The following is a 12470-nucleotide window of genomic DNA, read 5'->3' on the forward strand; positions in this document are numbered from 1 at the left end:
CGCGCGGGCGGACGGCGGTCCGGCGCGGCGGCCGTCAGAAGCGGAAGATCGCCTGCATCTTGAGGAGCAGACGGCGCGCCCGGCTCTCGCTGCTCTCGGTGGCGACGCTCTGCCCGCGCCGCTCGCGCAGCTCGCTCTGCCGGGTGGCCAGGACCCGGCTCACCGCGGCCGCCACGCTCGGCCGGGTCTTGAAGAGGGCCTCGAACCCCGCGCGCTCGACGATCAGGAGGACGGCGTCGCGCTTGGCGCGGACCGTCGCCGCCCGCGCCTCCCCCGTGAGGAGCGCCATCTCGCCGAAGAACGCCGGCGCCCGGAGCTCGGCGACGTGGGTCTCCCGGCCGCTGGCGCCCTGCACCACGACCTCCACCACGCCCCGCTGCAGTACGAAAAAGGCGTCGCCGGGGTCGCCCTCGCGACAGATGATCTCGTCCCGTCCGAACACGGCCTCCCGGACGTCCGGACGCAGCATCCCGAGCTCCGCGTCGTCGAGCTCGGCCAGGAAGTCGACTTGCCGGAGGGCGGCGAGGCCCTGCGCCTGGACGCGCTCGTCCTGGCTCCGCCGCGCCGGCGCCTCACGCAGGTAGACGTTCCCGGTCGGGAACGGGATCTCCATGTCGTGGCGTTGAAACGCGTACCAGAGCTTGCTCATGATGGCGTCGCGGACCACGGGCAGACGCGCGTAATCGCGCATCCAGAACCGGATGCGGTACTTGATCGCGAAGTCGCCGTAGTCGACGACCTCCGCCGTCGGCGGCGGCGTCGCGACGACGTCGGGCACCTCGCGGAGCACCTCGACGATGACGTCCTTCACGTCGCTCGGCGGGCTCGCATACGAGACGCCGACGAAAAGCTCGTCGCCGATCGCCTCACCCCGGAAGGTGCGCACGACTGCGCGCGCGAGGAACGCGTTCGGCACGTCCAGGACCTCGAGGTTGCGGGTGACGATCGACGTCGAGCGCCATCCGATGCCCTGCACCCGCCCGACGTTGCCGTCGAAGCCGATCCACTCGCCCAGGTCGAAAGGCTTCTGCATCTGCAGCGACAGGCCGCTGAAGACGTTGCCGAGGGTCTCCTGGAGCGCGAGGCCGATCACCGCCGTCACGATCGCGGACGTCGTGAGGAGGCCGGAGACGTCGACGTCGACCGAGTGCAGCACGGCGAGAACGACGACGGTGTAGACCAGGAGCGTCGCGAGGTCGCGAAAGATCGTCGAGAAGTGCGCCTGGCGGCGGCGCACGACGAGGTCGGCAGTGACGGCGAGGCCACGCACGATCGCGAACGACACCGCGGCGACCGCCACCACGAACGCGAAGTTGGCCGGCCGGGGCGTCAGCCACGGCATGACGGCCTCGACGACCGTCGCGACGACCAGGCACCAGAGCGCGCCCCCGTAACGCCGGAAGACGCGCTGATCGCGGCCGAGCCACCATCCCCCGACGAGGACCAGAGCTCCCGCGAGCCACAGGGCGGATGTCACGGGTGGTGCGCTGAGCGTCGCAACGTCCATCACGCCGGTCGGGTCGACGGCGCGGCACTATGCAGAAGCCGCGGCGCGCCTGTCAAATCATCCGACCGCGTGCTAGGCACCGTGGGCAATGGCGGACGCTCCGATCACCGTCATCTTCGCCGACATCAGCGGCAGCACCATGCTCTGCGCGGTCCGCGGCGACGAGACGGCCTACAAACTCGTCTCCGCCTGCCTGAGCACGCTCGAAGCCGAGGTCCACCGCTTCAACGGGCGCGTGATCAAGCGGGTCGGCGACGCCATCCTCGCCGTCTTCGACGCTGCCGAGCCCGCGGTCCACGCGGCGCACGCCATGCAGATCGCGCTCGAGGCCCCCGGCAGCGAGGTTCATGCGGAGGGCGTCCGTGTCCGGGTCGGCATCGCGACCGGCACGGCCGTGCTCGACGCGGGCGACATCTACGGCGATGTCGTCAACGTCGCCGCCCGCCTCACCTCGCTCGCCGGCGCGAACGAGGTCTTCATGGCCGGCGAGACCTACGAGGGAATCCCGCCGTCGATGAAGGACAACATCCGCGTCATCGACCAGCTCGCGCTTCGCGGCCGCCCCGATTGGGTGCTCGTCTATCAGTACCTCTGGAAGCAAGAGGGCGCGACCGTCAGCACGACCGTCCGGCCGCGCGGCTACACCGCGGCGCTCGAGGTCACCTACCGCGGCGAGAAGTACGCGCTCGGCCCGTCGCGTCCGAAGCTCACGGTCGGCCGCGATCCCGACAACGACATCAGCATCGACGAGACGGTCGTGTCGCGTCACCACTGCGACGTCGTGCTGCGCGGCGACAAGTTCCTGCTCGTCGATCGCAGCACCAACGGCACCTGGGTGCTGACCGACGGCGGCGACACCTTCCGCGTGACCCGCGAGGAGATCACCCTCGCGGGCAGCGGCCGGATCTTGCCGGGACGCCAGAATCTGGAGCCCCTGCGCTATAGGGTGGGGCCGCAAACCCCTGCGTGATCGCGGCCGCGCGGCGCCCCCCCGGGAAGCCGCGTTGCGCGAACGTGGGTCGATATGGGACAACGGTGGGGCTCATGGTGGTCGTGGGTGACGTGCTGTCCGATCGCGGGCTCCGCCGCGAGCTGAACGAGGACGCCTATGCGTACGAGCCCGAGCTCGACCTCTTCCTGGTCGCCGACGGCATGGGCGGTCACGCCGCGGGCGAGGTCGCGAGTCGTACCGCTGCCGAGACGATCACGACCAAGCTCCAGGAGCTCCTGGCCGACGACGATCTGACCCCGTTTCGCGACGCCGACGGCAAGCCCTGCGTCGGCGCCCGCCGGCTGGTGATCGCGGTCGAGTGCGCCAACGACGCCATCTTCCGGACGGCCGCCAGCAACCCGAGCCAGCGCGGCATGGGGACCACGGTCGCCGCCCTGCACTTCGCCGACGGGTTCGCGAACCTCTGCCACGTCGGCGACAGCCGCATCTACCGCATCCGGAACGGCGGCATCGAGCGTCTCACCGAGGACCACGCGATCGCGGCGAACGTCCTCTCCCGCGCCCTCGGCGCCCAGCCGATGGTCGAGGCGAGCTGGCGGGTCGAGCCGGTCCGCCCCGGCGAATGCTTCGTCCTCTGCACCGACGGCGTCCACGGCCAGGTGAAGGACGAGGAGATGCTCGAGATCGTCGAGCGCAACGGCGACGATTTCGCCGCCGCCTGCCGCGAGCTGATCGCCCTCGCCAACGACCGCGGCGGCCGCGACAACTCGACCGCCCTCGTCGTCGGCGTCCGCTGACCCGGCGCCGTCGTTGGGGACGGGGGAGACTGGGGGTCTCCTCCAGTCGGCACCCATCCCCCAGTGGGGCCCTGCCTCCTTCCGGAGACCCCCAGTCTCCCCCGTCGCACCGCCGCTGCCCAGCGGACGACGAGACGAGCGGCCTCAGGCACGGCTCCGCCTTGGGGCTGGAAGGGACCATGAATCAAAGAAGGACAAGGAACGGGTCTCCGAATACGAAAAGCGCGCGTTGCGCGAACGCTGGTTCATTAGGTAGTTCGTGACTCCATGCGAACCGTCAGCGCGGCCGAAGCCAAGACAAAATTCGGGACCCTGCTCGCCCGCGTCTCGCGGGGCGAAGAGATCGTCATCACCAGGCACGACAAGCCTGTTGCGCGGGTGGTTCCGGCAGGATGTCCCGGGCCCAAGGTCGCCCAGAGGGCCGTCGACGACCTCCGCGCCGTTCAAGGACGCATCCGGTCACGAACGAAAGGACGCGCAAGGCTCACGAAGGCCGAGGTTCGCTCGGCAATCGACATGGGCCGCCCTTGAGCAATTTCGTGGTCGATGCCTCCGTGAGCATTGCCTGGGCTCACCCCGCGCAAGCCACGCTGCTCACGGAGTCGTTACTCCACGAGATCGAACGGGGGGCAAACGGCGAACGCACCGGCGTTGTGGTCCCTCGAAACTGCCAACGCACTCTTGGTCCTCCGACGCCGCGGCAAGCTCACGGAGCGGGAACGTGAGTTGGCTCTATCCGCCCTGTCGAGGCTCCCGGTAGACCTCGATCACAACGCGACGTCCCTCGCATTCGGCAAGTTGTCTCGCCTCGCCTCGGATCAAAGCCTCACCCTCTACGATGCCACCTATCTGGAGCTGGCCATCCGGAAACGCCTACCGCTCGCCTGCAGCGACGGTCTCCTTCGTCAGGCAGCGAGACGGTGTCGCGTCCGAGTGCTCTAGAATGCTGTCCGATTCGGAGGAACGTCCGCCCCCCCAGAGTTCCAAGCCGCGGGTCTACACGTGGCGGTTCCTCGAAGACCCCAAATTCCATCTATCAACGCGCGCTTTTCGACGAGCTCGCGCCAGAGCGGATCCCCGACCTCGGCGCGGCAGCGCGGTCGCGGCGCGATCGCCGCGTCCGTGCCGTGCTGGCACTCGTGCCGGCCTTCGGTCCCAGCGCCATCCGGTCGAGTCTCCGCGGCATCACCGTCCCGGTCACGATCGTCGGCTTGCCGGCCGACGAGCTCGCGCCCTTCGAGCTGAATGCTCGCCGGTATCAGCGCCTGATTCCGCGCGCCCGCCTCGTGACGGTCGCCGACGCCGGGCACTTCGTTTTGATGCCGACCTGTACCTTCGCCGGGCGCCTCGTCGCGTCGGAGGTCTGCGTCGACCGCCGCGACGGCGTCAATCGCGCCGCCGTCCACGCGGAGGTCGCGGCGAAGGCGGTCGCGTTCTTCGACCGCAGCCTGAAGGTGGCGCGGCCGCGCCGCGCCGAGCGCGAGCGATCGGGGCCGGCGAGTGGGCGCGCGCGGCCGCTTGCCGCCGCTACGCGCTGAGCGCCTTCTGGAATCCCGGGCGCGCGGCCAGGCGCTCCCAGTACGCCGCGACGTTCGGGTGCTCGGCGCCGACGCAGCCGAGCATGCGCGCGGCCATGAGGAAGTAGCCCATCATGACGTCGGCGCCCGAGAGCTCGTTGCCGACCAGGTACTGCTTGCCCTGAAGGGCGCGTTCCACGACGTCGAGGGCGTTCTTGGCGCGCACCCGGCCGTCGGCGGCGACCTGCGGGATGCGGTCGGCCTCCGGCAGGAACATCATGTGCCGGGCGATGTCCGCGATCGGCGGGAATGCCGTCGCCTCGGCGAAATGCACCCACTGGAGGTACGGGCCGCGGTCGGGGCTTCCGATCGGCGGCGCGAGCCGGCCCTTCCCGTACTTCTCGATCAGGTACTCGAGGATCGCGCCCGACTCGAACATCACCATCCCGTCGTCCTCGAGCGCCGGGAACTTGCCGGTCGGCGTGTCCTGCTCGAACGAGTGCCGCGGCGGCTTGAACGCGACCGTCGCGAGCTCGTACGGCACGCCGAGCTCCTCCAGCAGCCAGATGATGCGGATCGAGCGGGTGAGCTGCGCGTGGTAGAGCTTCAGCACCGGCGGCCTCCGGGCGAGTGAGATGTCGGCGGTGCTATGCGCCGCCCCTCGCTGCGTCAAGTTGCCGGCGCCGCGGGGGTGGTGGCCGCCGAACGATGGAACTTTTCCACCGATCGGGGTCGCAATGCCCCATGTTTCGATGCTCGAAAGCGAGACCCTGGGCTCTCCTTGCGTTGGCACTCGGGACGATCGTGGGCGGCGTGCTCGGCGTCGTCATGAAGAGCACGTTCGCCGCGGTGGCGGGCGCGACCGCGGTGAATGCGGCCGTCGCGCTGGTCGTCGGCGCGCCACACTCCGCGCACCTGTTCAGCATCGCTTGGACGGTCCTTGGCAACGGCCGCGACAAGATCCGCTTCCTCGTCTCGGTCCAGGTTCTCAGCATGGCGAGCCTGTTCCTGGTGGCGCTGGCGTCGGCCCGTGGACGACGCTCATGGATCGCGCCCGCTCGATCCGCTTCCAGCTGATCCGCCGCGAAGCCCGCCGCGGCGCCCCCGCAGAGCAGCCGTTGATGAAAATTGCGGCGTTCAGTCCGATTTCGCCTTGAAGCGCTCGCCGTCGTTGGCGATCGGTGACGAATACGTCGCCTCCCAGCACGCCTCCTCGGTGCCGTCGAGCGCGACTAGCTGTACCCGCACCGGCGGAGCGAGCCCGAGCGTCGGCATGGCGAGCACCGCGCCGCCACCCTTCACCTGGATCTTCGCCTTCCCCGTGGTGCCGGCCTTGAGCGTGATCTGCGTGATGCCGCCGTCGGTGCCCGCCTTGTCGCGCATCTTGAAGCCGTTGGCGCCGGTCCGCGACCAGCAACGCTTGCCCTTCGTCGGATCGCAGATGCGATCCGGACGCACGACGGCGCCCATCACCGGCTGCGGCCGTCCGCCGTTCGCATCGTAGACGCAGAACGCGTAGTTCGTGAAGCCGGTCACCGGGTTGCCGAAGCGGGCGACCGGCGTGTCGCCGCCCTTGTTCCACGACCACGAAATCCGATCCTTGGCGTTGTTGGCGGCGTCGCTGACCTGCAGCGACCCCTTCCCGGACACGGCGATCGGCGTGCAGCCGGAGCGCGCCGCGGCGGGACAGCCCGCCGGGTTCGGGTCGCAGGCGAAGTCGCCGAGCCCGTCGGCGTCGGCATCGACGTCCGGAGCGTTCGCGTCCTCGACGCAGGTGTCGAAGTCGTCGAACACGCCGTCGTCGTCGGCGTCCCCGAAGAGCACGACCGCCACCGCCGTGGTCACCGCACCGTCGCCGTTCAGGTCCGTGTCGACGTCGCTCTCCCTGACCTGGGAATAGACGAGCTGACCTTCCAGGAAGGGCTCCGGGAGACGCGCCACGGTGACGTCATCGCTCTGCGGGATGCCGCTCGACGGGAAGAGCGACAGCAGCTGCCGCTGGCCGTTCAGGAGATTGTAGACGTTCAGCACGAAATCGAGGTTGTTGCCGTTGCCGTCCAAGTCCACGCCCTGGCTGGCCTCCCAGACGACGAACGACACGGTGCCGCGGACCGGGTCGAGACGATACGGCACGCCGGGCTCGCAGCTCGGAAAGCTGCAAGGGATCGCCGCCAGCTCGGGATTGATCACCTCGCTCGGGCTGCTCGAGATGTCGACCAGCTGCAGCGGATGGTCGGTCGTGGAGCCATTCTGATTCAGATCGACCCCGGTCGCCGCCTCGTCGGTGAGGACCGCCACGACGTTGCCGGCCACGAAGAAATCGGGGCGGTCAGGATAGCGCGGGTCGTAGAGCCCTTCGAATCCCACGTTGCCGCGGCTCACCGCGATGCCGGTGTTCTCGATCTTGCCGACGCCGCCGAACTTGTGGCGATACACATGCAGCACCCGGTCGGTGGCGGTGCCGTTGCCGTTCAAGTCGCACCCGCCCGGCGGGATGGTGGCCGCGCAGCCGGAGGCGTTGGGCGGCTCCATCGCCTCTGGTCGGGAAAACACGACCGAGGTCCCGGTGGCGGCCACGATATCGGCGGCGACGCCGAGGTCGCGCACGACCGGGGCCGGGCCGATCTCGGCGACGGCGAGGATGCCGTCGATCGTGTCGAAGTCGCCGTTGCGGTCGTGGTCGTGCTCGCTTCCCTCCGGCACCGAGAACGCGATGAGCTCGTCCGACAACGCGATGCGCCGTCCGGCCACCCCGAGCGGCGTGACGACGTCGAAGGGGCCCGTCGCGTCGAGCAGCTCGACGACGTGGTCGTCGTCGTCACCGTCGCCGTTGCCGGCGCCGCCCAGGTCTTCCGGCCTGAGATAGAGCGCCCGCCCGCCTGCGACCGCGACGCGCGTCGCCGGTGTTCCGACGGTTCTGAGCGCGTTCGTCGCGGCGTCGAAGACGCCGAGCCCGCCGCGCACGCTGTACCCCCGGATGCTCGGCGCCTGCGCCGCCACGTAGACGTCACGGCCGTCGGGGCTCAGGGCGAGAAACACGCAGGTCTGATCGGTCAACTGGGCGTACGGGTCGGCGGAGCCCGAGCGGGCGTCGATCTCCCAGACGAGCAAGCCTTCGCTGCTGCATGTCAGCAGGCGCGAGCCGTCGGGGCTGACCATGAGACGATAGACGTTCAGATCGTCCGTGGTCGCCTCCCAGCCGCCGACCCGCGTCAAGAGGCCGGTCGTCTGGTTGCGGTCGAAGACGACGATCGTCGGCTGGCCGTAGAACGTCGGCGCCACGTACAGGCGGCGGCCGTCGGGGCTCAGGCCCATCCCCTGGCCGTCGAGAACGATCGTCTGCTTCAGCGTGAGCGCGCCGTCGATCGGGCTCCGGTCGAAGACCTGCACGTCGTACGAGTTCACGTAGACGTGAGCTCCGTCGGGACTGAAGGCGATGTTGCCGCCGTCGCCGCCGACCAGGTCCGCGAGCGCGACACCGACGAACGTCAGCGCGCCGGTGAGCGGGTTGCGGCGGAACACGGAGAGCTTCTGCTCGCTGCCGCAGCAGCCGTTGTCGCTGCCCACGACGTACAGGTTGAGCCCGTCGGGGCTCACGGCGATGCGTCCGCCGCCCGTGATGCCGTCGATGCCGCCGAGGCCTTCCACGTACTCCACCAGGAACGTGAGGCCGCCGGTGAACGCGTCGCGCGCGAACACCATGACGTGTCCGGGTTGGAAGTTGTTGAAGCCCTTCACGTAGAGGTGCAGGCCGTCCGGGCTGATCGCGAGCTGGTTGACGCGATACGGCGCCGGCTCGTTGCCGAGGAAGGTCAGCCCGCCGCTTCCAGGATCGCGCGCGAAGACGGAGACGACGTTGTGAATGGAGCCGGCCAGGTAGACGTGCGCGCCGTCCGGGCTGACCGCGACTTCGTCGCTGTAGGTCAGACCCGAGTCACCCGAGGCGATCGCCGAGCCCGGCGTGCGGAAGAAGACGCGCTCGCCGGAGACGGCGAGGGTGCGGCGGTTCACGAGCGGCGCGCCGTCCACCTCGACGGTAGTCGCGGCGGTGAGGTGGCTGCCGTCGCCGCGATAGACGCGCAGCACGCTATCCTCCAGGTCGGCATCGCCGTTGTAGTTCACTCCCTGGCCGGCTTCCGATTCGAGGAACGCCACCAAGTCGCCGGCCGAGGTGATGGCGGGCGTGACGATCCCGGTCTCCGTCACGGTGCTGACGGCGCGCGCGGTGTTGGTCGCCACGCCCGTCGACGGATCGACGACCTGCACCACGAGGTCGGTCTGGTCGCCGTCGGGGTTCAGGTTGAGACCCTCCCGGCTCTCTTCGCGGACGTAGCCGATCGCGGCGCTGCCGGGTCGCAGACTCACCAGGGGAAGCGGCTGCTCGCGCGTGACGTCGTAGGGACCAATCAGGATCGGCCCGCGTCCGAGGTGGAGCCGGTCGCTGAGATCGAAGAGAGCAGGCCCGCCTTCGCCGTCGTCGCGCGCGAAGCGCAGGACGGATTCCGCCGCGTCCGAGGTTCCGAAGAGCTCGCCGACGTTGGTGAGCCGCAAGAGCGGAGGCAGCGGTCGGCCGTCGAGCGTGAACGAACGGACGTAGCGCTCGGGACTCGCCTGCGCGGCCAGCACTTGCAGGATCGTGTTCGGATCGCCCGCGCCCTGCGCCGCCACGTCGGCCGTGCCGGTGAGCAGGATCGCGACCTGCGCGCCCGGCGTCTCCGCCAGCACCGACGCCAGCCCTTGGCCCCAATGGTCGAGCGGCACCAGCAGATTGCCGCCGCCGTCGACAGTGGCGCGCACCTGCGGTGCGGCGTCGTTCACCAGATCGGCCATCAGGTTCGGCCGCGGCAGCACGGTGAACTGCCGGAAGACCCGCTCGGGCTGGCGGTCGCAGCCCGTCGTTGGCTGTGCGAGCGCGTCGATGCGGGCGACCGTCTCGGCACCCACCGTGACGATGATCTCCGCCGGACCGGCGAGGCCGTCCGGTACCAGGATCCCGCTGGTGTCGGGGACGAGGAAGCTGAACGTCGTGCAGCGTCCGCCGGCGAGCGTACAATCCTGGACCACTTTGCCGGTGATCGCGGCGGGCGGCACGAGGGTGTCCGCGCCGGGCCCCGGCGGCTGGAAGGTGAGCGAGACGACGTTACTCGCCGGATCCGGATGGAATCCCGGGGAGGCATCGCAAGGGGTGATCCGGATCTCGACGCGGCGATCCGGAGCGCTGATCGGGCTCGCGACGCTGCCCAACGTGGACGCAAACTCCCGACGCGTGACCGGAATGATGTTGCACCCGGCGCGCGCGTCTCCGATCCACGCGGCACACGTTCCGACAAACAGTCCAACGGCGATCCACCCAGCGCGCTGGCCAAGCATGATTGTCTCCCGTCAGGAGGTGCTACTGGTCTGCTATGCCGTGGCTCGTTACTGAGTAAAGGGAAATTCGTGCCCGGAAACGCTACGTGCGCCGATCCGGCGCTAGAAATCTGCGCCGCGACATCGCAGATGCCCGCGCGTTCCGCTTCCCAAATCTGAGAGCCCACGTCGTGACTAGATGCGGCTGGAATGGGACTCGCGAACGACTGCGCCTTTGGCGTCGCGCGCGTCGACGCTGCGAACGGATGCTCGTCGTGCCCCTCATTTGACCTTGCCGCGGGCGCTCGCTAGCTCCGGGGATCCCCTCGATGCTCGACACGCTGCTCGCTTGGTACGCGGAGCCGCTCTTCTGGCTCTTCCCGGTCGCGACGATGCTGCTCTCCGCGACCGCCTTCATGGCGTTCGCGCTGCCGCTCACCTGGCTCGCCGCCCGCGATCCCGAGTGGGCGCGGCCCTACCGCATCCAGTCGCGGCCGCCGCGCGCGCAGCAGCTGGTCGGGCCCTCGGTGAAGAGCTGGGCGGTCAACAACGCCTGGCTCATGCTCGGCACGGTCGCGGCATGGCCGCTGCTACGGCTCTCGGGCGTGCACACCGGGCCGCTGCCGGCCTGGTGGGTGGTCGTCGGCCAGCTCGCGCTCTTCTTCTACCTCGACGACTTCCTCTATTACTTCTCGCACCGCACGCTGCACCGGCCGTGGCTCTACAAGCGCATCCACGGCTGGCATCACCGCATCGTCACGCCGTGGGCGATCACCGGGAACTACATGCACCCGCTCGAGCTCGCGCTCACCGGGAGCGTTGCCATGGTGGGCCCGCTCGTTTGCGGCTCGCACGTCGCGGTCGTCTGGTTGTGGTTCGTCTGGCGGCAATGGGAGGCCGCCGAGGGCCACTGCGGCTACGACTTCCCGTGGAGCCCGAGCCGCTTCATTCCGGGAAGCGACGGTGCCCGCCACCACGACGCCCACCACGCGCGCGTGAAGGGCAACTACGCCGGCTTCACGCCGATTCCGGATCGGATTTTCGGCACCTTCGTCCGCGGCTACGCCGAGGACCTCGCCGCGCGCCGCGGCCGGGCGAGCTTCCGAGACGCAGCGTAACCTTCCGCCGCGGCCGGCTCTACGGGCGACGATCTCCAGCCCCGCGTCTAAAGACGGCTACCCGATCGGATCCGTAGCCCGCAGGAGCCCCCGCTCGACGGCTTGGCTACGATGGACGTGCGCCGTGCGGTACTCGGGCTCGTTCACCCTGTCGATGAACGCCTGGCGGTTGGGATACTCGACCAGGACGAGCACGTCCCATTCCGGTGCGTCGTCTGCGTGGGCCTTCTCGGCGAATCGCCCGGCATAGAGGATGCGACCGCCCAACCGCTGGATCATCGGAACCGCGACACTGGCGTAGCCCTCGAGGTAGCGCTGCTCGCCGCCCGGCTTGAATTTCAACAGATTGAGCATCACCAGCGGACCGTCGGCCGCGCGCTGGCGCATCGTTTCCACCCCGTTCCAGGAATCGACATTCATGATCACACCTCCCGCGATAGGTCACGGTCGTTCACTCGCATTGCAACGGTCCCATAGGTCGTCGGGCAAGTAGACCTGCATCCGTGGCATACGCCTAACCATACACCCTGGACATCGACGTCGACGATCAACGACCGGCGCTGATATCCGCCGGTCCGCCCGGCGGCGTGACGAGCAGCGGGCCGCGAAGCGGCGTCGCGCTGCGTCGTCCGTTGAGCGGCGGCGAACTACGTCAGCTCTGCCACGGCGTGGAGCACCAAGCACGAGTAGCCGTACTCGTCGCCGCAGGCCTCGTAGATCTTCCGCTCCTCCCGAATGGCGGCGTACAGCTCGAGGTCCCCCCGGCGCGCGATCGCGTCGCGCAGCGGCGCTTCGAGGCCGGCGTAGTACGCATGCCAATCGTCGGCCGGCAGGCGGAACGAGCCGAGCCGTTCGTACCCTGCGCGCCGGGCCTGATCGATGCGCGTCGCCTCGTCGCGCATGTCGGGATACTCGGCGGCGAAGAACGCCCGCGCGCGGTCGCTCGGCTCGGCGACGAACCAGACGAGCTCGGTCACCACCAGGCAGCCGCTGTGGCGAACAGCAGTTTCAGGTGTCCGACTTTGACGATTATGTTGCCTCCCGCTGAGCGAACAGGCAGCAAAACCGCACCTAAAACTTCCATCTATCAACGTCCTATCAACTGACGATCTCGACGAGCGCGTGCGACCAACGGGCGAGCGGCAGGAGCGCCGCCGCGCGGCGCGGACGGGTGGGACCTTCCCGCGAGAGGGCACGCTCGTGGTGCGGACCCAGACCGTCGATCATCGA

The 12470-nt window shown here is 69.3% G+C and carries 11 protein-coding genes; 6 read left to right on the forward strand and 5 right to left on the reverse strand.

The window, feature by feature from the left end:
- Positions 1-34: 34 nt before the first annotated feature.
- The gene (locus tag IT293_19000) at positions 35-1477 is read right to left on the reverse strand and encodes a mechanosensitive ion channel family protein (GenBank protein MCC6766753.1); all 1443 of its coding nucleotides are present in this window, start codon (positions 1475-1477) and stop codon (positions 35-37) included.
- 118 nt (positions 1478-1595) lie between these two features.
- Here IT293_19000 and IT293_19005 point away from each other — a divergent pair, with 118 nt between their 5' ends.
- From IT293_19005 to IT293_19020, 4 genes are all read left to right on the forward strand, one after another.
- Positions 1596-2477, forward strand: a complete 882-nt coding sequence (locus IT293_19005; GenBank protein MCC6766754.1) for an adenylate/guanylate cyclase domain-containing protein — start codon at positions 1596-1598, stop codon at positions 2475-2477.
- Positions 2478-2542: 65 nt separating this feature from the next.
- On the forward strand, positions 2543-3256 hold the full coding sequence (locus IT293_19010) for a serine/threonine-protein phosphatase (GenBank protein ID MCC6766755.1): 714 nt from the start codon (positions 2543-2545) through the stop codon (positions 3254-3256).
- Between the two features lie 267 nt (positions 3257-3523).
- Entirely contained in the window at positions 3524-3787 is a 264-nt protein-coding gene (locus tag IT293_19015; protein ID MCC6766756.1) for a type II toxin-antitoxin system prevent-host-death family antitoxin, read from the forward strand.
- Between the two features lie 596 nt (positions 3788-4383).
- On the forward strand, positions 4384-4794 hold the full coding sequence (locus tag IT293_19020) for a hypothetical protein (protein ID MCC6766757.1): 411 nt from the start codon (positions 4384-4386) through the stop codon (positions 4792-4794).
- On the opposite strand, the gene IT293_19025 is transcribed toward IT293_19020, so the two are convergent.
- Positions 4784-5386 carry a glutathione S-transferase family protein gene (locus IT293_19025; protein MCC6766758.1) on the reverse strand — a complete coding sequence of 201 codons (603 nt, stop codon included), beginning with the start codon at positions 5384-5386 and terminating at the stop codon, positions 4784-4786. The two genes, IT293_19020 and IT293_19025, sit on opposite strands and share 11 nt — an antisense overlap.
- Before the next feature lie 191 nt (positions 5387-5577).
- Here IT293_19025 and IT293_19030 point away from each other — a divergent pair, with 191 nt between their 5' ends.
- The gene (locus tag IT293_19030) at positions 5578-5850 is read left to right on the forward strand and encodes a hypothetical protein (GenBank protein MCC6766759.1); all 273 of its coding nucleotides are present in this window, start codon (positions 5578-5580) and stop codon (positions 5848-5850) included.
- A gap of 60 nt (positions 5851-5910) precedes the next feature.
- On the opposite strand, the gene IT293_19035 is transcribed toward IT293_19030, so the two are convergent.
- Complete coding sequence (locus IT293_19035; protein MCC6766760.1) at positions 5911-10017, reverse strand: beta-propeller fold lactonase family protein; 4107 nt, start codon at positions 10015-10017, stop codon at positions 5911-5913.
- A gap of 434 nt (positions 10018-10451) precedes the next feature.
- Here IT293_19035 and IT293_19040 point away from each other — a divergent pair, with 434 nt between their 5' ends.
- Complete coding sequence (locus IT293_19040) at positions 10452-11240, forward strand: sterol desaturase family protein (GenBank protein ID MCC6766761.1); 789 nt, start codon at positions 10452-10454, stop codon at positions 11238-11240.
- 57 nt (positions 11241-11297) lie between these two features.
- Here IT293_19040 and IT293_19045 read toward each other — a convergent pair whose 3' ends face one another.
- Both IT293_19045 and IT293_19050 read right to left on the reverse strand, forming a co-directional pair.
- Positions 11298-11660 (reverse strand): DUF1330 domain-containing protein, encoded by a 363-nt coding sequence (locus IT293_19045; GenBank protein MCC6766762.1) that lies wholly within the window; start codon positions 11658-11660, stop codon positions 11298-11300.
- A 227-nt stretch (positions 11661-11887) separates the two neighbouring features.
- Positions 11888-12220 carry a hypothetical protein gene (locus IT293_19050; protein MCC6766763.1) on the reverse strand — a complete coding sequence of 111 codons (333 nt, stop codon included), beginning with the start codon at positions 12218-12220 and terminating at the stop codon, positions 11888-11890.
- Positions 12221-12470: the final 250 nt, after the last annotated feature.

Source organism: Deltaproteobacteria bacterium (assembly GCA_020848745.1).
In the GTDB taxonomy this organism is placed as follows: Bacteria; Desulfobacterota; Binatia; order UTPRO1; family UTPRO1; genus UTPRO1.

Coding starts and splice junctions, on each gene's coding strand:
- IT293_19040 (MCC6766761.1), top strand. CDS start 10,452: ATGCTCGACACGCTGCTCGCTTGGTACGCGGAGCCGCTCTTCTGGCTC.
- IT293_19005 (MCC6766754.1), top strand. CDS start 1,596: ATGGCGGACGCTCCGATCACCGTCATCTTCGCCGACATCAGCGGCAGC.
- IT293_19015 (MCC6766756.1), top strand. CDS start 3,524: ATGCGAACCGTCAGCGCGGCCGAAGCCAAGACAAAATTCGGGACCCTG.
- IT293_19045 (MCC6766762.1), bottom strand. CDS start 11,660: ATGAATGTCGATTCCTGGAACGGGGTGGAAACGATGCGCCAGCGCGCG.